Source organism: Streptomyces sp. CG4 (assembly GCF_041080655.1).
Classification (GTDB): domain Bacteria; phylum Actinomycetota; class Actinomycetes; order Streptomycetales; family Streptomycetaceae; genus Streptomyces.
Genome location: NZ_CP163525.1, coordinates 5,751,795 through 5,772,027, shown reverse-complemented (window position 1 = coordinate 5,772,027; position 20,233 = coordinate 5,751,795). Strand labels below are relative to the sequence as shown.

Genomic DNA, 20,233 nt, shown 5'->3' with positions numbered 1-20,233 from the left:
CGGTACCGCTCCCCGTTTCGCCGGTACCGCGCCCTCGGCACCTGCCCGTTCCCTAGGCCTGCTCCGGCGCTCTCTTCTCCGTGCCCTCCGCCTGGCGTATCGCGTCCCGGTACGCGCGAGCCGCCGCTCGCAGTGCGGCCTCCGGGTCGACGCCGGAGGCTTCGGCGCGGACCGCGAGGGCGAGGAGTGCGTAGCCGACGTCCTCGCCTTGGGGGAGGGGGACGTCCAGGCCCGCCGTGCGGGCGCGGGAGGCGAGCTTGGCGGCGAGGGCCAGGCCGGGCTGGCCGAGCGGGACGCCCTCCGTGACCGAGGTGCGCCGCTTCTCCTCGGCCTTGGTGCGCAGCCAGTGCTCCTTGACGTCCTCCGGTGTCTCGGCCGTCTCGTCGCCGAAGACATGCGGGTGGCGGTGGACGAGCTTGGCGACGATGCCGCCGGCCACGTCGTCGATGGAGAACGGGGCGTCCGGGTGCTCCTCGGCGATCCGGGAGTGGAAGACGACCTGGAGCAGGACGTCGCCCAGTTCTTCGCGCAGTTCCTCGCGGTCGCCGGCCTCGATCGCCTCGACCAGCTCGTAGGCCTCCTCGATGCCGTACTTGGCGAGGCCCTCGTGGGTCTGCCGGGACGACCAGGGGCATTCCACGCGGATGCGGTCCATGACCTGCACGAGGTCCAGCAGCCGGGCGCCGGGCAGGTCGTACGAGGCCGGCAGGAGCTCCAGCTCCGGCATCGAGACGCGCCCGGAGCCGGCCAGCCGGGCCAGGCCGTCGGTGAGCACGGGCTCTCCCTCACCCGTGGCCACGACCACCACCGTCCGCCCGCCGGCGCAGGAGTCGACCAGCTCCTGTGCAGTGGGGGACGCCTCCGCCACCGCTATCCCGGCCTCGCGCAGATACGGCAGCTGCGGATGCGCTCCGTCGGCGCACAGCACGGCGTCGGCGGCACGCAGGGCCTGCCAGGCGGGCCAGGACAGCAGGCCGGGGGCGACGCGGTGGCTGGTGGTGAGCAGGACGATGCGACCGGGGTCGGCGGCAGGGGCGAGGTCGGAGCGGGATGCGTTCACGATCCGAACGTAACCCACGGCGGCAACGGACGGATTCGGTTATCCACAGGCCGGGGTGGATCGTGTGATCGTATGACCGGAGTTCGCTCGGTCACCCCGTCCCGCGCCGTGTCGCCGTACCGTTCCGGCGTCCGGCGCCGGGCCCGGCCCCGCGTCAAGCCGTGACCGGCTGCCCGCCGGCCGCCGACGTCGTGACCTCCCGCACCCAGGGCGTCTTGGTGTCCACGCGGCTGCTCTTCTGCACATCCCAGGCGCCGTAGCGCGGGTTGAGGTCGACGTGGAGCTCCTGGGAGGCCTTGGACAGGGCCTTCCAGAAGGCGGGCTGGCTGGTGTCGGTGCCGAGTCTCTTGGCCAGCTTCTGCGCCTCCAGCTGGAGCTGGAGGTTCTCGTCGAGGTGGGCGGGGGCGATGCCGTACTTCTGCAGCCAGGCCGTCTCCAGCCCCTTGGCGCCGCCGGCCTGCTGTTCCAGGCCCGTGCGCAGCTGCTGGACCTCCTTGCGGGTGACCGAGACGCCCGCGTCCTGTGCGGCGCGGTGCAGCACCCGGTCGAGGACCAGGTTGTGCAGGGTGTCGCGGGTGAGGCTGCTGGTGGAGGCGAGCACCTGCTGGTACTGGGTCTCGTCCGGTACCGCGGCCCGCTGTGCCCTGCGGATCTCGTCGACCCTGTTCTGCAGCTGGGCGACGGTGATCCGCTGCCCTCCGACGACGGCCGCGGCGCCCGGGTGCGCGTCGTCTCCGCAGGCGGTCAGCAGGGGTGCCGCGGCGGCGATCGCGGCGGTGAGGACGAGCGCGGTGCGACGGCGGCGGTGCAAGGGAACCTCCAAGGGGAGATTGTGCGACGGTGCACAAAGTCTTGCGGTGATCGATGGTAGGCAGTGGGCAGCCCGCGGCCAACCCATTCGACCAACGATTCGCACGCTCTTCGGGCACCGCCCCGCCCCGTGAGGTCACCGGCCTGGCCGCCGGATCAGCCCGCAATGGCCACCGGCGCCTCCCACACGTCCCGGTCGACGGTGAGCGTGACCCCGCCGTACGTCTCCTTACTGTTGACCAGGTACTGGCTGTTGACCAGGTACTGGTGGCCGCGGCGGTGCCAACCGCCCCCGCTACCCCCGCACCTGGCCCAGCCACTGCAGGGTGCGCCGGATCTCCAGGGCCATCGGAAAGCCGGGGCCGTGCAGTCGCTCCACGTCCATCAGCAGCCGTGCGAGGGTGTCGTGGGCGGACGGACGGTCGCCGACGGCGAGCAGGAGATGGCCGATGCGCCGGCGGACCTCGTGGGCGAGCTGCGGGTCGCCGGAGACGTACTGGTTCTCGTAGTACGGCAGCAGCGCGCGGTACCCGGCGAGCGCCGCGGCCGGTTCGCCGAGCTGTTCCAGGCACTGCGCGGCCTCGTAGCGGTAGCGCAGGCACTGCGGGTCGGCCTGGCCGGCCTCGGCGGCGCGTTCGTCGGCGAGCCGGCGCAGTTCGGGCAGCGCGCGCCGGTACTGGCCGTCGTCCATGAGCGTGGCCGCGTACTGCTTGCGCAGGGTGCGCACGACCGGGGAGTGCGCGCCGTGCTGTTCGGCGGCAGCGGGCAGGATCGCGCCCAGTGTGTCCACGGCCTGGGTGATGCGCCCCTCCCCCAGCAGCCGCTTGACCTCGTCCACGGCCGCGGCGACGTCGGGCCTCCCGGCCACCGGTGGCGCCGGCGCGACGGGGGCGGGCTGGGGCGCGGGGGTCCGCGCGCGGTCCGGCCAGGGAGCGTGCGGGCGCAGGAAGGGGCGCGTGGGGTCCAATGGCGCCCCGGTGGGCGTTCCGCGCGCGGGCAGGAGCAGCGCCAGGTCCTCGTACACCTCCTGCGCGGAGCCCGGGCGGTGCTGCGGGTCCTTGGCGAGCAGCCGCAGCACGAGGCGCTCCAGCGCTTCCGGGACCTCGGGGCGGGTCCGGCGCACGGGTACGGGAGGCTCGTACAGATGCCGGTGCAGCACACCGAGCGCCGTCGAACCCGCGAACGGCACGTCACCACTGAGCAGTTCGTGCATCAGCACACCGAGCGCGTACAGGTCGGTGTACGGGCCGACCGCGCCGCCCATCGCCTGCTCCGGCGCCATGTAGGCGGGCGAGCCGATCGGGGAGCCGGTGTGCGTGAGGCGGGTGGTGTCGGTGTCCATGACCGAGGCCACGCCCAGGTCGAGCACGGTGACCGTGCCGTCCTGCTTCACCATCACGTTGCGCGGCTTGAGGTCGCGGTGCACGATCGGCACGGCGTGCACGGCGCTCAGCACGGCGCACAGTTGCGCGACCACCGCGACCGCCCACGGCCACGGGTACGGGGCATGCTCGGCGAGATGGGCGGCGAGGTCGACGCCGTCGACGTACTGCATGACGAGGAACAGTTCCTCGCCCTCGCTGCCCGCGTCGTGCACGGTCACCAGACCGGGGTGATCCACCTGCGCGGTCACCCGGCACTCGCGCAGGAAGCGGCGGCGCAGCTCGTCCGCCTCCTGGCCCGCCACCTTGTCGGGGCGCAGCAGCTTCACTGCCACGCGCCGGTCCAGCCGCCGGTCGTACGCCGTCCACACCTGGCCCATGCCGCCCTGTCCGACGAGCGTGGACAGTTCGTACCGGCCGGCGACGACACGTCCTGTCGCCACGGTCACCTTCCGCTCTCGTGGCTGTCGTGCCGGCTGTCGTGCCGTCCGTCGTGCCGGCGCAGATAGTCGCTCAGCTCGTCCAGTTCGGCGCGCACCTGGTCGATGTGGGTGGGCGCCGGGCGCTGCGGCGGCGGGGGCACGGGCGTGTGCGGCACCGGGGGCGGGGTGTGCGGGCCGACCGGCATGGCCGGCGCGGGCGGTACGGTCGCCGTGGTGTACGGGCTCGCGGGACCGGGACAGGCGTACGCGGCCTGCGCCGGGCGCTGCGCCGCGTACGCCTGCCGGCGCCGCATGAAGTGGCGGGTCTCCGCGGTGAGGTAGTACACGATGGTGGCCACGAGCGTGCCGAGCAGCAGGAACATGGCGAAGTTGCCGGCCGCTGTGTGGATCTCGGCGCCGGGCTCGACGGACAGCAGCGTGATGCTGAGGATGTCGGCGGCCAGCACCGCGATGAACAGGCCCCAGTCCAGCGACCGGCGCGTGACGGCCGCCAGCCGCAGCATCATCGCCCAGGCCAGGAAGCCGATGCTGAACAACCCGATCGCCACGAACAGCACCCGCAGCAGAACCAGCCACGCGGTGTGCGGCGGCTGCTTCACCGGCTGTCCGTAGCCGTGGCCTTGCATGGCTGCTCCCGATGCGAATGTGGGCGTACGTGTCCGCCCGGCGTTCCGGAGAGCGGACAACGCCGGTCGTGCGGTGGTCGCTTCGAGCATATGACCCGCCACGGACAAGCGTCCCGGTTGTACCGAACCGTTGTCCGCCCCACGCACGAGACCGCCGGCCGGTCGACGGCCGGTCCGCGCTCGGCCCGTGCTCGGCCGGCGCGCGAACAGCCCTCGGCCGACGATCAGTCGGGCGCTTCAGGGCCGCCGCGCGACGGTCCTGCGCTCACAGCGGGTGCCGCATCCATACGTTGGGCTCGACGTAGACGGCGTATCCGCGCTCCGGTTCACAGCGCACCGGGACCAGTGCGCCGGGCACCTCGACGTCCTCGGCGGTGTCGAACGGCATCCCCGTCCAGCGGCGCCACTCCTCCAGCGAGGCGCCCACGGTCATGGAGGCCGGGGCGATGGAGTCGATGCGGGCGCCGGCGCGGGCGTGGACACGCAGCCACGGATCCTCGGGCAGGCCGTCGGGGCGGACCCGGTGGGCGTACTCGGTCATCGGGGTGTGCGGTTCGCGGTGCTTGGCGCTGGGGCGGACGGGGGCGACGACCTCCCGGAAGCCGTGCGCGCGGGCGCACGCACGCATCGCCGCGAGCATGACGGTGGACAGGCCGTGCCCCTGGGCGTGCGGGGCGATGGTGACGGAGACGGCGCTCACCGTGTCGGGGCGGGTGCCGCGGCGCAGGTCGGCGAAGGCCCAGAGCAGGATCTGGTCCCAGCCGCGCGCGGGCAGGGTGCGCCGGCCGTCGACGTCGAGGGCGAAGGGCACGCTGAAGGCGTGGGCGACGATCTCGCCGTGCTCGTCCTCGGCGAACAGCACGTACTCCGGCAGTTCGGTGGCGATCCGGCCGTAGTGGGCGGTGCCCACGGGGTCGTTGGTCACGAACTCGGGCCATGTGTCGGCCATCTCGAACACCGCCGGCAGCCGGTCGGGCCGCTCGGCGATGCTGCTCACCTTGACGTCCATGCCGTTCACGGTAGGTGGCGCGCACCGGCTCCGGTATCGGATTTCGCCGGTCAGCGGGCGCGGAAGCGGTCCGGTGCCTTCGTCGGGTTGCCGCCCGTGGGGAGCTTCTGGGCGGGGCAGCCGGCGAGGACCTTCTTCATGGCGGCCTTCTCGGCGTCGGTGACCCACAGGCCGTACTTCTTCTTGACGGCGACCTGGGCGGCCACATAGGTGCAGCGGTACGCACCGTTGGGCGGCAGCCAGGTGGCCGCGTCGCCGTCTCCCTTGCCGCGGTTGGTGCTCGCGTCGACCGCGATGAGGTTCAGCGGGTCGTTGGCCAGGGCTATGCGCTTGCTCGCGTCCCAGTACTCGGCGCCCTTCTGCCAGGCGTCGGAGAGGGGGACGACATGGTCGATGTCGACCTGGCTGGCGCCGCGCCGGTACGTGATGTCCTTGCCGGAGTAGGGGTCGGGTTCGAGCAGGCCGTAGGAGACCCTGCAGGTGCCGCCGGTGAACTTCACGTCCTTCAGGTCGCGTTTGAGTATGTCGTCGCGGGTGTCGCAGGAGTTGGAGTCGGTGTCCGCCCAGGCGGTGCCGAACCGTTCCCGCGAGTAACCGGTCTTCGGCGCCCGGCCCTTGACGGGCAGCGAGTCGACGGCGGCGAGCACCGCGCCGTTGCCGCCGCTCGGCTCGGGCCCGGAGGCTCCCTTCGCCTTGTCCTTGGTACAGCCGGCCACGGCGACCAGCACGACCGCGGCGGCGACCGCCCCGCCCCTCAGACGCGTCACGGTGCGTCCCCCCTCACTCGCCCTGGTCCGCCCTCGGACACAGGCGGAATCGTTCCGTCCCTCACGGTAACTGCCCCGCGGCCGACTGCAGATGAGGACCAAACCTACCTTTTCGGGCATATAGCTGCCGAGTTGGGGCATGCGGTGCCGAGCAGGGGGAGCACGGCCGACGCGCGTGTGCGCCCGCTCACATCGTGCCGCCGGGAGCTTGACCCTGACACCGGCGTCAGGGTCCGACGATCCCGGTATGAACGAGAGCGCGAACGAGACTGCGAAGAAGACTGCGAACGAGACCGGGGAGACGGCCCGGAAACCCCGTACGGTCCTTGAACCTCGTACCGTCCTTGTGACCGGCGCCGGCACCGGGATCGGCCGGGCCACCGCGCGCGCGTTCGCCGCCGAAGGCGCCCGGGTCGTCGCCGTCGGCCGCCGGGCAGCACCCCTGGCCGAGACCGCCGACGGGCACCCGGGGATCACTCCCGTGTCCGCCGACCTGACCGCCGAGGACGGCCCCGAGACCGTCGTACGGGCCGCACTGGAGCGGTACGGCCGGATCGACGTGCTGGTCCACAACGCGGCGGTCGTCAACTCCGAGTCCCTGCGCACCTACACCCGCGCCTCGGTACGGCCGCTGCTGGAGACGAACCTGCTGGCCCCGGTCCTGCTCACCCAGGCCGCGCTGCCCGCGCTGGAGGAGAGCCGGGGTGTGGTCGTGAATGTGACGACCGCCGTCGGCCAGCGCGGCTGGCCCGGGAACTCGCTGTACGCGGCCGGGAAGGCGGCCCTGGAGACGCTGACCCGGAGCTGGGCGGTCGAACTGGCACCGCACGGCATCAGGGTCGTCGCCGTGGCGCCGGGCGCCATCGAGACGCCGATCGCCGACCACTCCGGCTACACCCCGGAGCAGCGCGGAGCGATCCGCGCGTGGCAGCTCGCCCACACCCCGCTCGGCCGGATCGGCCGCCCCGAGGAGGTCGCCTGGGCCATCACCCGGCTGGCTTCGCCCGAGGCGTCGTTCGTCACGGGTGTCGTGCTGCCCGTGGACGGTGGTGCGGTCGTCGCCTGAACGCCGGGCCCCGACTCTCACAGGGGCTCAGAGGATCTCAACGGCCGCCTCCCGCAGTGCCGCCGCGAGGCGATCCCGTATCGCCGTCTGGGCCGCTATCCGGGCTTCGAGGACCGCCAGCCGGTCCTGGGCGACCCGTACGCCCTTGGCGGAGACGGGACCGGCGGAGACATCGCCGTCCAGGCACGGGAGGAACACCCGTACGTCGTCCAGGGTGAGCCCCGCGTCGAGCAGATACCGGATGTTGCGGACGCGGACGGCCGTACCGGCGTCGTAGACGCGATAGCCGTTGGCGGCGCGCTCGGACGCGATCAGGCCCGCCTGCTCGTAGTGGCGCAGGGCGCGCGGTGTCGCCCCCGTCGCCTCCGCCAGTTCACCGATCCGCACGCCGAGCGCCCCCCTCCTCGCCCTGACCGACCTTCTTCTTCTCCCTGCTTCTACGACCCCAGGACGGAGGCGAGGAACTCGCCCACCCAGCCCAGCAGTTCGCGGCCGACCAGCGGCTTGCCGCCCACCTTCGCGGTCTTCGGGCGCGGGACCAGTACCTGGTGCACGGCCGGCTTGATGACCGTGCCCGGGTAGAGCCGCTTGACCCGCAGCTCCTGCGACTCGCGCAACTCCACCGGTGCGAAGCGGATGTTGGTGCCCTGCAGGACGATCTCGCCGACGCCGCACGCGCGCGCGAGCATCCGCAGGCCGGCCACCAGCAGCAGGTTCTCCACCGGCTCGGGCAACTTGCCGTAGCGGTCGGTGAGTTCCTCGCGGACGGCCTTGATGTCCTCCTCGCTGTTGGCGGAGGCGATGGCCCGGTAGGCCTGCAGGCGCAGCCGCTCGCCGGGCGCGTAGTCGTGCGGGACGTGCGCGTCGACCGGCAGCTCGATCTTGACCTCGAGCGGCGGCTCCTCCTCCGCCTCGCCGGTCTCCAGCTGGCGCCGGTAGTCGGCGACGGCCTCGCCGACCATGCGGACGTACAGGTCGAAGCCGACGCCCGCGATGTGCCCGGACTGCTCGCCGCCGAGCAGGTTGCCCGCGCCGCGGATCTCCAGGTCCTTCATCGCCACGTACATGCCCGCGCCCATCTCGGTGTGCTGGGCGATGGTGGCGAGCCGTTCGTGCGCCGTCTCGGTCAGCGGCTTCTCGGGCGGGTACAGGAAGTAGGCGTAGCCGCGCTCGCGGCCCCGGCCGACGCGGCCGCGCAGCTGGTGCAGCTGGGACAGGCCGAAGGTGTCGCCGCGCTCCACGATCAGGGTGTTGGCGTTGGAGATGTCGATGCCGGACTCGACGATCGTGGTCGAGACGAGCACGTCGAACTTCTTCTCCCAGAAGTCGACGACCACCTGCTCCAGCGCGGACTCCGACATCTGGCCGTGGGCCGTGGCGATACGTGCCTCGGGGACGATCTCGCGGAGCCGGGCCGCGGCGCGGTCGATCGACTCGACGCGGTTGTGGATGTAGAAGACCTGGCCCTCGCGCAGCAGTTCACGGCGGATGGCCGCGCCGATCTGCTTCTCCTCGTACGGCCCGACGAAGGTGAGCACCGGGTGGCGCTCCTCCGGGGGCGTGGTGATCGTGGACATCTCGCGGATGCCGGTGACCGCCATCTCCAGGGTGCGCGGGATCGGCGTGGCGGACATGGTCAGCACGTCGACGTTGGCGCGGAGCTTCTTCAGCTGCTCCTTGTGCTCGACGCCGAAGCGCTGCTCCTCGTCGACGATGACCAGGCCGAGGTCCTTGAACTTCGTCTCGGAGGAGAACAGGCGGTGGGTGCCGATGACGACGTCCACCGCGCCTTCCTTCAGGCCCTCCAGGACACCCTTGGCCTCGGTGTCGGTCTGGAAGCGGGAGAGCGCCTTCACACTCACCGGGAACTGCGCGTACCGCTCGGAGAACGTCCCGAAGTGCTGCTGCACCAGCAGGGTCGTCGGTACGAGGACGGCGACCTGCTTGCCGTCCTGTACGGCCTTGAAGGCGGCCCGCACGGCGATCTCGGTCTTGCCGTAGCCGACGTCGCCGCAGACGAGGCGGTCCATGGGGACCGACTTCTCCATGTCGTCCTTGACCTCGGCGATGGTGGTGAGCTGGTCCGGGGTCTCGGCGTAGGGGAAGGCGTCCTCCAGCTCGCGCTGCCAGGGCGTGTCGGTGCCGAAGGCGTGGCCGGGGGCGGCCATGCGCGCGCTGTACAGCTTGATGAGGTCGGCGGCGATCTCCTTGACCGCCTTCTTCGCGCGGGCCTTGGTCTTCGTCCAGTCGGCGCCGCCGAGCCGGTGCAGGGTGGGGGCCTCGCCGCCGACGTACTTGGTGATCTGCTCCAGCTGGTCGGTCGGGATGTACAGCCGGTCGCCGGGCTGGCCGCGCTTGGCGGGGGCGTACTCGACCACCAGGTACTCGCGCGTGGCGCCCTGGACGGTGCGCTGCACCATCTCGATGTAGCGGCCGACGCCGTGCTGTTCGTGGACGATGTAGTCGCCCGCTTCCAGGGTGAGCGGGTCGATGGTCTTGCGGCGGCGGGCCGGCATCCGGGCGCCCTCGCGGCCGGTGGCGCGCTGGCCGGACAGATCGGTCTCGGTGAGAACCGCGAGCTTCAGGGCCGGGTCGACGAGGCCGTACTCGATCGAGCCGCAGGAGACGTGCACCACGGAGGGGCTCAGCTCGCCGAGGTCGGCGTCGAGGCGGGCGGCGATGCCCTCGCCGCCGAGCACCTCGACCGTGCGGGCGGCCGGGCCGTGGCCCTCGGTGACGAACACCGTGCGCCAGCCGTCGGCGAGCCAGCCCTTGGTGTCGGCGAGGGCTCGCGCGGTGTCGCCGCGGTAGGTCTCGGGCGCGTGCATGCCGAGCTTGAGGGTGTCCGCGTCGAGTTCGAGATCGGCCGCGAAGGGCGACACCGACCACCACATCATGTCCCGCTCGCGCGCGCGGTCGCGGACGTCGGCGATGGACCACAGGGAGGCGGCGCCGACGTCGATGGGGGCCTCGCCGCCGCCGGCGGTGGCCGCCCAGGAGGCCTGCAGGAACTCCTGGGAGGTGGCCACGAGATCGGCGGCGCGCGTGCGGACCCGCTCCGGGTCGCAGACGACGGCCATGGCGCCCTTGGGGAGGACGTCGAGGAGCAGCTCCATGTCGTCGACGAGGACGGGGGCGAGGGACTCCATGCCCTCGACGGCGATGCCCTCGGCGATCCTGTTCAGGAGTTCGCCCAGCTCCGGGTGTTCCTCGGCGAGGGCACGCGCACGTGCCCGCACGTCCGCGGTGAGCAGCAGCTCGCGGCACGGCGGGGCCCACAGGCCGTGCTCGGCGACTTCGAGGGAGCGCTGGTCGGCGACCTTGAAGTAGCGGATCTCCTCGACGTCGTCGCCCCAGAACTCCACGCGCAGGGGGTGTTCCTCGGTGGGCGGGAAGACGTCCAGGATGCCGCCGCGCACGGCGAACTCGCCGCGCTTCTCGACCAGCTCCACGCGCGCGTAGGCGGCGGCCGCGAGGGCTTCCACCACATCGTTCAGGTCGGCGGTCCGGCCGGTCTTCAGGGACACCGGTTCCAGGTCGCCGAGCCCCTTGACCTGCGGCTGCAGTACGGAGCGCACCGGGGCCACGACGACGGAGACCGGGCCGGTCTCGGGGTCGTCGGGGGTGGGGTGGGCGAGGCGGCGCAGGACGGCGAGGCGGCGGCCGACGGTGTCGCTGCGCGGGCTGAGCCGCTCGTGCGGGAGGGTCTCCCAGGAGGGGTACTCCACGACGCCCTCTGCGGGCAGCAGGGAGCGCAGGGCGGCGGCCAGGTCCTCGGCCTCGCGGCCCGTCGCCGTGACCGCGAGCACCGGGCGGCCTGCCTCGCGGGCGAGGGCGGCGACCGCGAAGGGGCGGGCAGCCGGGGGGCCGACGAGGTCGACGTGCATGCGGTTGCCGTCTGCGGCCGCCGTGATCGCTTCCGCGAGGGCGGGGTCCTTGACGACGGCGTCGAGCAGACCGTGCAGGCTCATGGGGGCTTTCCGTCCGGGGGATGGGCAACGCAGACCAGCCTACGACTCCGGCGGCCGTGCCGTCGGGCCTGTGGATAACCTCCGCATGCCGGTGCCCGGTGGCACGGCGGGCCTGCCACAGAGCGTCGGCTGAAAGGTGACCAAGCAAAGAACCCGGTGCCGGGAAGTCCCCCAAGACTCCCCGGCACCGGGTTTCCCCCGCAACCCCCGTATGCGGTGGTCGTCGGCCGTACGCCCCCTGTGCGGTGGCCGTCGGCCCAGCCTGCGCGGCTAGTCGGTGGCGATCGCGTTCAGGACGTTCATCCGGCCCGCCCGGAACGCCGGGATCAGTGCGGCGAACAGGCCCACGAAGGCCGAGGCGATGAAGACCGTGATGATCGTCGGCCAGGGGATGTCCAGGACGTTGAGGCCCTGCAGGGCGAGGAGCTTCTGGGCGGTCGCGCCCCAGCCCATGCCGAGGCCCAGGCCGAGCAGGGCGCCGAAGAGGGCGATCACGACGGACTCCAGGCGGATCATGCGGCGCAGCTGACGGCGGGAGAGGCCGATGGCCCGCATGAGGCCGATCTCCCGGGTCCGCTCGACCACCGACAGGGCCAGGGTGTTCACCACACCCAGGACCGCGACGATGATCGCGAGGGCGAGCAGGCCGTAGATCATGTTCAGCAGCTGGCCGATCTGGTCCTTCAGCGCCTTCTTGAAGTCGGTCTGGTCCCGCACGGTCAGCGCCGGGTCGTCCCGCAGCGTCGACTTCAGCGCCTTGTAGGCGGCCGCCTGCTGCCCGTCCTTGGCGCTGGCGAACACGATCTGGTCAAGCGGCATCCGGTCGGCCGGCACGTACTTCGCGGCCGTGGAGACGGCGGCGTACAACGCGCCCTTGTCGACCACGGCGTCGTCGCTGGTGATCGCGCGGACCGTCAGCCTGGCCGTGGCGCCGCCCTTGAAGGCGACCGAGACCGTGGAGCCGAGCTTGATGCCGTGCTTCTTGGCGAAGCCCTCGAAGACGGACATCGAGTCGGGCTTGTAGGCGTCGGCGAGATGGCCGGCGACCGTCTTGGTGCGCACGTCCTGCGCGTAGGTCGGGTCGGCCGCGTCGATGGTCCCGTCCTTGGTGACCCGGCCGTCCGGCGTCGTCAGGGAGGCGTCCACGAGCTTGTACTCGGTGACGCGCTCCAGGCCGGGCGTGTCCTTGATCTTCTTCACCATCTGCGGGTTGACGAAGCTGTACTGCTGGTCGCCCTGGATGATGAAGTCCGCGCCGACGGTCTTGTCGAGCTGGGCGGTGGCCGAGGCCACCATGGAGGAGCCGACCACCGACAGGCAGGCCACCAGGGCCAGGCCGATCATCAGGGCCGCGCCGGTGGCGCCGGTGCGGCGCGGGTTGCGCAGCGCGTTGCGCTCGGCCATGCGGCCGACCGGGCCGAAGATCCGCAGGATGACCGCGCCGAGGACGCGGACCAGGCCACCGGCGAGCAGCGGGCCGATGACGACGAACCCGATCAGTGTGGCCACCACGCCGAGGCCGAGCCAGCCCGAGCCGGCCTTGGCCTTGTCGGCCGTGGCGGCGACGTACAGGCTGAGGCCGCCGGCGCCGGTGAGGAGCAGGCCGATCACGGCCCGGACCACGCCGGCCTTGGCGTCGGCCGGGGCGCCCGCGTCGCGCAGGGCCGCCATCGGGGAGACCTTGCCGGCCCGCCGGGCGGGCAGGTAGGCGGCCAGGACGGTGACCAGGACGCCGAGGAGGATGCCGACGGCGGGTGTCGTCCAGGCGATGGTCAGGTCGTCGGTGGACAGGTGCATGCCCATCTTGCCCATGAGCTTCATCAGGCCGACCGCGATGCCGACGCCCGCGCCGACGCCGAGCACGGAGCCGATCAGGCCGAGCAGCAGCGCCTCGACCAGCACGGAGCGGTTGATCTGCTTGCGGGAGGAGCCGATGGCGCGCATCAGGCCGATCTCGCGGGTGCGCTGGGCGACCAGCATGGAGAAGGTGTTGATGATCAGGAAGATGCCGACGAGGAAGGCGATCCCGGCGAAGCCGAGCATCGCGTACTTCATGACGTTCAGGAAGCTCTTGATGCTCTTCTGGTTGGCGTCGGCGACCTCCTTGGCGGTCTGCACCTTGTAGCCGTGGCCGAGGGCGGCCGTGACGTTCTTCTTCAGCTGGTCGTTCGTCACGCCCTGGGCGGCGGTGACGTTGACGTTGGTGTAGACGCCGGTCCGGCCGACCAGCGTCTGCTGGGCCGTTTTCGTGTCCAGGTAGAAGATGGCCGCGCCCGGGTTGGTGACCTTGAAGGCGGCGATGCCGGACACGCGTGCGTGGTGCGTGCCGACGACCGAGATCATGCCGATGTCGGAGCCGATCTTCAGGTGGTGTTTGCCGGCGGTGTCCTCGTCGACCATGACCTGGTCCGGGCCCCCCGGCGCCGTACCGGAGGCGATCTTCATGGTGCGGGCGTCGTTGCCGTTCCAGCTGCCGACGATGGTGGGCGCGCCGCTGGACGGCGACAGCTTGTCCTTCTTGGCGTCGATGACGGTCACCGAGGTGGAGAAGACCGTCCCCTCGGCCTTCTGCACGCCCTCGGCCCCGCGGACCTTGCCCACGACGGAGGCCGGCATGACCGGCGGCTTGCCGGTGCGGGAAGTCGTCTGGCCGGTGTCGGAGGAGCCGTTCGCGCTGACCGTCACGTCCGAGGACGTGGCCTGGAACAGCTTGTCGAAGGTGGTGTTCATGGTGTCGGTGAACACCAGCGTGCCGCACACGAACGCCACCGACAGCAGCACCGCGACCGCCGACAGCGCCATACGGCCCTTGTGAGCGAAGAAGTTGCGCATCGAGGTCTTCAGGACGGTCATGACGTACGTCCCCGGGCGTCGAAGTCCTTCATGCGGTCCAGGACCTGATCGGCCGTCGGCTGGTACATCTCGTCGACGATCCGGCCGTCGGCGAGGTAGAGCACGCGGTCGGCGTAGGAGGCCGCCACAGGGTCGTGCGTGACCATCACGATGGTCTGGCCGAGTTCGTCGACCGAGCGGCGCAGGAAGCCGAGGACTTCGGCGCCGGCGCGCGAGTCGAGGTTTCCGGTCGGCTCGTCCCCGAAGATGATCTCCGGGCGGGCGGCGAGGGCGCGGGCCACGGCGACGCGCTGCTGCTGGCCGCCGGAGAGCTGGGTCGGCCGGTGCTTGAGCCGGCCGGCGAGGCCGACGGTCTCCACGACCCGGTCCAGCCACGCCTTGTCCGGCTTGCGCCCGGCTATGTCCATGGGCAGCGTGATGTTCTCGAGCGCGTTCAGCGTCGGCAGCAGGTTGAACGCCTGGAAGATGAAGCCGATCCGGTCCCGGCGCAGCCGCGTCAGCTTCTTGTCCTTCAGGCCGGTGATCTCGGTCTCGTCCAGATAGATCTGACCGCCGGTCACGGTGTCGAGCCCGGCGAGGCAGTGCATCAGCGTGGACTTGCCGGACCCCGAGGGGCCCATGATCGCGGTGAACTGACCACGTGCGATGTCCACGTCGACGTGATCGAGGGCGACGACACGGGTCTCACCGGACCCGTACGCCTTCACGACCTGCCGCGCCCGCGCGGCAACGGCCGTACGCCCTCCAGTACCCCCGTGCCTGGGAATGGTCACAGCCGATGTCACGGTATGTCTCCTATATCGGTTGGCAAGTCAGTGAGTGGCACCCGGCGCGGGCCGAGGTGCCGGGTGTCGGGTGCCGTCCTGAGTACGTCGTCGAGTCTCGCGGCCGGCGGGGTCGTCGCGCGCTGGTGCGAAGCCCCCTCTTTCCGGGGGGTAAACCCCACCCCGCCGGTGCGGTCGGCCGCCCCTCAGCGGCGTAAAGCCAGGTTAAGGAGCGGGGCCCGCCCTGCTCGTCCTCCGCCGGAACGAACCCTCCCCGAGCCGGAGTACGGAGGGCCCCCTAGGGGTCCTCCACCCTCGGGCGGAGCCTTTTCGGGGTCGTCTCCACCCTTCGACCCGGAAAGCGTCCACCCTCCGGTCGCGTCAGGGTCAAGTTCACGGGCGCGTGGCAAGCTGTCGTGGCGGAGATAGATGCAAGGGGCACGGGGCAGGGCCGGGCGGGGAGTCACAGGGAGGGGTTCGGGGTGGGGAGTACGACACCCGCGATACGCGGCGGCACGGCCGGGCGCGAGGACACCCGGCGGCGGGGCGCGGTGGTCGCCGCGCTGATGCTGGCGATGGCGCTGGCCGCGCTGGACTCCACCGTCGTCTCCACGGCCGTCCCGCAGATCGTCGGCGACCTCGGCGGGTTCTCGGTCTTCTCCTGGCTCTTCTCCGGCTATCTGCTCGCCGTGACCGTCACGCTCCCCGTCTACGGCAAGCTGTCCGACACCTTCGGCCGCAAGCCGGTGCTGGTGACGGGCGCGGCCGTGTTCCTGCTGGGCTCGCTGCTGTGCGCGGGGGCCTGGAACATGGCGGCGCTGATCGCGTTCCGGATCGTCCAGGGCCTGGGCGGCGGCGCGTTGCAGGGCACCGTGCAGACGCTGGCCGCCGATCTGTATCCGTTGGCGGAGCGCCCGAAGATCCAGTCCAAGCTGTCCACGGTGTGGGCGGTGTCGGCGGTGGCCGGGCCGGGACTCGGCGGAGTGCTCGCCGCCTATGCCGACTGGCGCTGGATCTTCCTGATCAACCTGCCGATCGGCGCCGCCGCGCTGTGGCTGATCGTCCGTCATCTGCACGAGCCCGAGCGGGAGAAGACGAAGCAGCCGGCCGAGGCGGAGAAGCCGGAGGACTCGGAAACCACGGCACGCGCGCGTGTGGACTGGGCCGGCGCGCTCGCGGTGTTCGCGTGCGGCGGGGTGCTGCTGACCGCGCTGGTCCAGGGCGGGGTCGCCTGGCCGTGGCTGTCGGCGCCCTCGCTGACGCTCTTCGGCACCGGTCTGGCGCTCGCCGGTGTGGTGGTCGTCGTGGAGCGGCGGGCGGCGCAGCCGATCATCCCCGGGTGGGTGTGGCGGCGCCGGACGATCGCGGCGGTCAATCTGGCCCTCGGCGCGCTGGGGCTGCTGATGGTGGCGCCGAGCGTGTTCCTGCCGACGTACGCGCAGTCGGTGCTCGGACTCGCACCGGTGGCCGCCGGTTTCGTGCTGTCGGTGTGGACCCTCAGCTGGCCGGTGTCGGCGGCGTTCAGCCAGCACATCTACCGGCGCATCGGCTTCCGGGACACCGCACTGCTCGGCATCGGCCTGGCCACGCTGATCCTGTGCGCGTTCCCGTTCCTGCCGTACCCCGGCTCGTGGTGGCAGCCGACGCTGCTGATGCTGCTGCTGGGCGGGGCGCTCGGGCTGTTCCAGCTGCCGCTGATCGTCGGGGTGCAGTCGACGGTGGGCTGGTCGGAGCGGGGCACCACGACCGCGTCCGTGCTGTTCTGCCGGCAGACCGGACAGACCGTGGGCGCCTCGCTGTTCGGCGCCGTCGCCAACGGGGTGCTGGCCGCGCATCTGGGCGGGGCGAGCGATCTGGACTCCGTCACGCGCGCGCTCGACGCCGGTACGGCTCCGGAGGCGACCCGGCGCGCCATCGCCGACGCGGTGCACGCGGTGTACCTCGGAGCGGCGGGCGCGGCGGCACTGGCCTTCCTGGTGCTGCTGCTGGTGGCGCCGCGACGGTTTCCGGTGCGGCAGGAGTGACGGCGCCGCGGCCTGCGCAAGGCCCGCTCCTGGTCAACGCGGGCAACGCCCGGGCCCGGACTGCGATTTCGCGTAGTAAGCGCATACCGACCGGCCAGTTCGGTGAAAACGCCGCGCGATCCCGAACTCGCGAGTAGCGTGCGTGGCTCCACTTCCCACCCCCCACCTCCCTGCGGTCCGCCGCCACGGACCCGAGCCACGCAAGGAGCCCCGGGATGTCCTACGACCCGCCGTACCCGCCGTACGACCCACCCCATCCGTTCTACGACCCACCCCGTCCGCCCCACGACACCCCGCGCCCCTCCTACGACGCCCCGCACCCGGCCTACGCCCCGCCCCACCCCGCCGTCGGCCCACCGCACCCCGCGCGCCTCACCTACCCCTGGCAACCCGCGCCTTCGCAGCCGGCGCCCCGGCCGGAGCGCCGGCCGTCCCGCGAGCCCCTCGGCCACCACAGCGACCTTCGCGTGCTGCGCGGCGCCTACCGCTGGCAGCGGCGCACGGCGACGCTCACCGCGCTGGGCTACTTCACCCTGTTCCTGGTCCTGTCCGCGAGCGCGCCCGGCGTGATGACGCGCACCGTCGCCGACGGCATCCCCGCCGGTCTGCTGCTCGCCCTGCTCCAACTCCCGGTCACCTGGCTCGCGATCGCCCTGTACGAGCGCACCGCGCGCCGGCACGTCGATCCGCTCGCGGACCGCATCCGCAAGGTGGCCGAACTGGACGCACGCCGAGGAGCGACCCGATGACCGGCGCCGCGGGCACCCCGGCCGTGGGCGGCTTCACCGGTTTCAGCGGCTCGGCCCAGTCCATGTCCCTGGTCGCCTTCTCCTCCGTCGCCACGGTGACCCTGCTGCTGTGCGTCATGACCGGCCCCGACCGCGACGACCTCGACGAGTTCTACACCGGCTACGGCTCCCTGTCCCCGCTGCGCAACGGCCTCGCCATCGCCGGGGACTACATCTCCGCGGCCACCGTCCTCGGCACCGGCGGAGTGATCGCCCTGTGCGGCTACGACGGAGTCGTCCTCGCCCTCAGTACGGCACTGTCGCTGATGCTGCTGATGTTCCTGCTGGCCGAACCGCTGCGCAACGCGGGCCGGTTCACGATGGGCGACGCGCTCGCGCGCCGGCTCCCGGGCCGCTGCGTGCGCATCACGGCCTGCGCGGTGACGATCGCCGCGCTGCTGCCGCTGATGGTGGTCCAACTCGCCGGAACCGGCCAGCTGATGGCGTTCATCCTGGGCTTCTCCAACGCCTCGCTGAAGACCGGATGCGTCGTGGGGCTCGGCGCCCTGATGATCGCCTACGCGGCGATCGGCGGCATGAAGGGCACCGCGCTCATCCAGATGCTGAAGATCGTGATGCTGGTCGGTTCGGGCGCCGTGGTCGCCGTACTGATGCTGCACCGCTTCGACTGGGACCCGGGCGCCCTGTTCACCGCCGCCGCGCGGCAGAGCGGGGCCGGGCCGGCCTTCCTGCACTCCGGGCTGCAGTTCGGCACCGGGCCGCGGTCCCGGCTCGACATGATCGCCTCGGAGTTGACCGTGGTGCTCGGCGGCGGCGTCCTGCCGCACGTCACCATGCGCATGTACACCGCCTCCAGCGCCCGCCAGGTGCGCCGCTCGATGTCCTGGGCGGTGTCCATCGTGGCCCTGTTCGTGCTGGTCATCACGGTGGTCGGGTTCGGCGCCACGGCCCTGGTGGGCCGCGCCGCGATCGCCGGCGCCGATCCGCAGGGCAACACCGCGTATCTGCTGGGCTCGCGGGCGGCGTTCGGCGCCGACGTGTCCACGGCGGAGACCTTCCTGTTCACCATGGTCACCACCGCGATCTTCCTGACCCTGCTCGCCTCGGTCGCCGGGATGATCCTCGCCTGCGCCAACTCCCTCGCCCACGACGTGTTCGCCGCGCGCGTGCAGGAGATGCCGGCCCGGCGCGAGATGGCCCTGGCCCGTGTCTCGGCGCTCGCCATAGGGGTGCCGACGATCCTGCTGGCCACGCTGGTGCAGCACCACAGCCTGCAGCCCTTGATCACGCTCTCCTTCTGCCTGGGCGCCTCGGCCATCGCGCCCGCCCTGGTGTACGGGCTCTTCTGGCGCCGCTACACCCGCAGCGGGCTGCTGAGCACGCTGATCGGGGGCTCGCTGACCGTGCTGCTGCTCATGCCGGGCACCAATCTGGTCTCCGGCTCCCCCGTCTCGGCCTTCCCGCACGCCGACTTCAACTGGTTCCCGTTCACCACCACCGGCATCGTCTCCATCCCGGCCGGCTTCTTCTTCGGCTGGCTCGGCACGGTCGCCTCCGGCCGCGCCAAGGCGGAACAGCAGCGACGCCAGTACGAGGCGGTGGAGGGGTGGATCCTGGCGGGGGCTGCGCGGAAGGGGGGGTGAGCGGGGGCGGGGCCGAGTAGGTGCGCGCGGGCGCGGGGCGTGCAGGTGCGCGTGGGCGCCGTGCGTGAGGGTGTTCGCGCGGGGCGACTCGGGGTGACTGAAGGAGTGTTATTCCAGGACCGCTCTGCCCGTCAGCGAGATCAGGCGGCTGCGGACGTGGTCCATGTGCGCCTGTACGTCGTCCCAGGTCTCGCCGTGCTCGCGCAGCACCTGTTCCGTCTCGCCGGCGATGCGTTCCTCGCGCACGCGCGCGTCGGCGACGATTTCGGCGGCACGCGCCTGTGCCTCCTCCTCGCTGCGGCGCGCGAAGTCCTCGGCTTCGGCGAGGGCCCGCTTGGCCTCGGACAGCGCGGCCTCGGCGAGGCTCGCCCGCTCGACGTGCCGGGCGTCCATCGCGGCGATCCGCTCGGCCTCCTCGCGCTCGGCGTCGGCCCACCGCTCGGCGTGCTCCCGGGACTGCTCGGTGAGCATGCCGGTGGTGCGCTGCCGTACCTCGCGCAACGAGCCGAGCGCCGTTCCGCGCGCTTCCTTCACTTCGCGCCGGGCGGCGACACGGAGGGCGTCGGCTTCGGCGCGCGCGGCCTGGAGCACCTGGTCGGCGTATTCGTCGGCTTCCGCGCGGAGCGCGTCCGCGGCTTCCTGCGCCTCCCGGCGCACGTCGGCGGCGCGCGCTTCGGCCTGCGCGACCTGCTCGCTCGCTTCGCGCCGGGTGCGCTCGCGAAGGTCCTCCGCCTCCTCCAGCACATGCTGGAACAGACCCTGCGCGCGCTCCCCGAGCGCCTCGTACGCCTGCGGTGCGATCTGCTCGACGACCTCCCGCAACCGCTCGGCTTCCGCCTCCATGTCCTTGGCCAGCACGGTCAGCCGTGCGGCCCTCTCCCACGCGGCGTCACGGTCGTACGACAACGCCTCCAGGGTGGCGTCGACCTGATCGGGGCGGTAGCCGCGCCCTCGGGCGGTCATGAAGCCGTCGGGCGAAATCGATGCGCTGCTCACCCTGGGAACCCCTCTCCACCGGACATACACGACACGACGATTTCGCGCACATCTTGATGGATCGGACGTA

The 20,233-nt window shown here is 72.0% G+C and carries 15 protein-coding genes and 1 pseudogene; 4 read left to right on the top strand and 12 right to left on the bottom strand.

Annotation, left to right across the window (positions count from 1 at the left end):
- Positions 1-52: 52 nt before the first annotated feature.
- The 7 genes and pseudogenes from AB5L52_RS26350 to AB5L52_RS26320 form a co-directional block, all read right to left on the bottom strand.
- A complete protein-coding gene (locus AB5L52_RS26350) occupies positions 53-1,060 on the bottom strand; it encodes a nucleoside triphosphate pyrophosphohydrolase (RefSeq protein WP_351027493.1) in 1,008 nt (335 codons plus the stop codon).
- A gap of 154 nt (positions 1,061-1,214) precedes the next feature.
- Entirely contained in the window at positions 1,215-1,871 is a 657-nt protein-coding gene (locus AB5L52_RS26345; protein ID WP_351564593.1) for a SurA N-terminal domain-containing protein, read from the bottom strand.
- 155 nt (positions 1,872-2,026) lie between these two features.
- A pseudogene (locus AB5L52_RS26340) lies at positions 2,027-2,119 on the bottom strand (peptidoglycan-binding protein); the annotation flags it as partial.
- 46 nt (positions 2,120-2,165) lie between these two features.
- Positions 2,166-3,659, bottom strand: a complete 1,494-nt coding sequence (locus AB5L52_RS26335; RefSeq protein WP_369368975.1) for a protein kinase — start codon at positions 3,657-3,659, stop codon at positions 2,166-2,168.
- A gap of 38 nt (positions 3,660-3,697) precedes the next feature.
- Positions 3,698-4,321, bottom strand: coding sequence for a hypothetical protein (locus AB5L52_RS26330; RefSeq protein ID WP_369366587.1), 624 nt, complete (start codon positions 4,319-4,321; stop codon positions 3,698-3,700).
- Between the two features lie 265 nt (positions 4,322-4,586).
- The gene (locus AB5L52_RS26325) at positions 4,587-5,330 is read right to left on the bottom strand and encodes an N-acetyltransferase (RefSeq protein ID WP_351564259.1); all 744 of its coding nucleotides are present in this window, start codon (positions 5,328-5,330) and stop codon (positions 4,587-4,589) included.
- Positions 5,331-5,380: 50 nt separating this feature from the next.
- Positions 5,381-6,097, bottom strand: coding sequence for an HNH endonuclease family protein (locus tag AB5L52_RS26320; RefSeq protein WP_369366585.1), 717 nt, complete (start codon positions 6,095-6,097; stop codon positions 5,381-5,383).
- Between the two features lie 247 nt (positions 6,098-6,344).
- Here AB5L52_RS26320 and AB5L52_RS26315 point away from each other — a divergent pair, with 247 nt between their 5' ends.
- Positions 6,345-7,163, top strand: a complete 819-nt coding sequence (locus tag AB5L52_RS26315; protein ID WP_369366583.1) for an SDR family NAD(P)-dependent oxidoreductase — start codon at positions 6,345-6,347, stop codon at positions 7,161-7,163.
- 27 nt (positions 7,164-7,190) lie between these two features.
- Here the strand turns inward: AB5L52_RS26315 and AB5L52_RS26310 are convergent, their stop codons facing one another.
- The 4 genes from AB5L52_RS26310 to AB5L52_RS26295 form a co-directional block, all read right to left on the bottom strand.
- Complete coding sequence (locus AB5L52_RS26310; RefSeq protein WP_369366581.1) at positions 7,191-7,550, bottom strand: MerR family transcriptional regulator; 360 nt, start codon at positions 7,548-7,550, stop codon at positions 7,191-7,193.
- A gap of 50 nt (positions 7,551-7,600) precedes the next feature.
- The gene (gene mfd, locus AB5L52_RS26305) at positions 7,601-11,134 is read right to left on the bottom strand and encodes a transcription-repair coupling factor (protein WP_369366579.1); all 3,534 of its coding nucleotides are present in this window, start codon (positions 11,132-11,134) and stop codon (positions 7,601-7,603) included.
- A 270-nt stretch (positions 11,135-11,404) separates the two neighbouring features.
- The gene (locus AB5L52_RS26300; RefSeq protein WP_369366577.1) at positions 11,405-13,987 is read right to left on the bottom strand and encodes an ABC transporter permease; all 2,583 of its coding nucleotides are present in this window, start codon (positions 13,985-13,987) and stop codon (positions 11,405-11,407) included.
- On the bottom strand, positions 13,984-14,772 hold the full coding sequence (locus tag AB5L52_RS26295) for an ABC transporter ATP-binding protein (protein WP_351027480.1): 789 nt from the start codon (positions 14,770-14,772) through the stop codon (positions 13,984-13,986). Before AB5L52_RS26295 ends, AB5L52_RS26300 begins: the two co-directional genes overlap by 4 nt.
- A 461-nt stretch (positions 14,773-15,233) precedes the next feature.
- Here AB5L52_RS26295 and AB5L52_RS26290 point away from each other — a divergent pair, with 461 nt between their 5' ends.
- From AB5L52_RS26290 to AB5L52_RS26280, 3 genes are all read left to right on the top strand, one after another.
- The gene (locus AB5L52_RS26290; RefSeq protein ID WP_351027478.1) at positions 15,234-16,775 is read left to right on the top strand and encodes an MFS transporter; all 1,542 of its coding nucleotides are present in this window, start codon (positions 15,234-15,236) and stop codon (positions 16,773-16,775) included.
- A 215-nt stretch (positions 16,776-16,990) separates the two neighbouring features.
- A complete protein-coding gene (locus tag AB5L52_RS26285; RefSeq protein WP_351027476.1) occupies positions 16,991-17,524 on the top strand; it encodes a DUF485 domain-containing protein in 534 nt (177 codons plus the stop codon).
- Positions 17,521-19,167: a cation acetate symporter gene (locus AB5L52_RS26280; RefSeq protein WP_351027474.1), complete on the top strand. Its 1,647-nt coding sequence runs from the start codon at positions 17,521-17,523 to the stop codon at positions 19,165-19,167. Before AB5L52_RS26285 ends, AB5L52_RS26280 begins: the two co-directional genes overlap by 4 nt.
- A gap of 108 nt (positions 19,168-19,275) precedes the next feature.
- Here the strand turns inward: AB5L52_RS26280 and AB5L52_RS26275 are convergent, their stop codons facing one another.
- Positions 19,276-20,130 carry a cellulose-binding protein gene (locus AB5L52_RS26275; protein ID WP_369368974.1) on the bottom strand — a complete coding sequence of 285 codons (855 nt, stop codon included), beginning with the start codon at positions 20,128-20,130 and terminating at the stop codon, positions 19,276-19,278.
- Between the last annotated feature and the right edge of the window lie 103 nt (positions 20,131-20,233).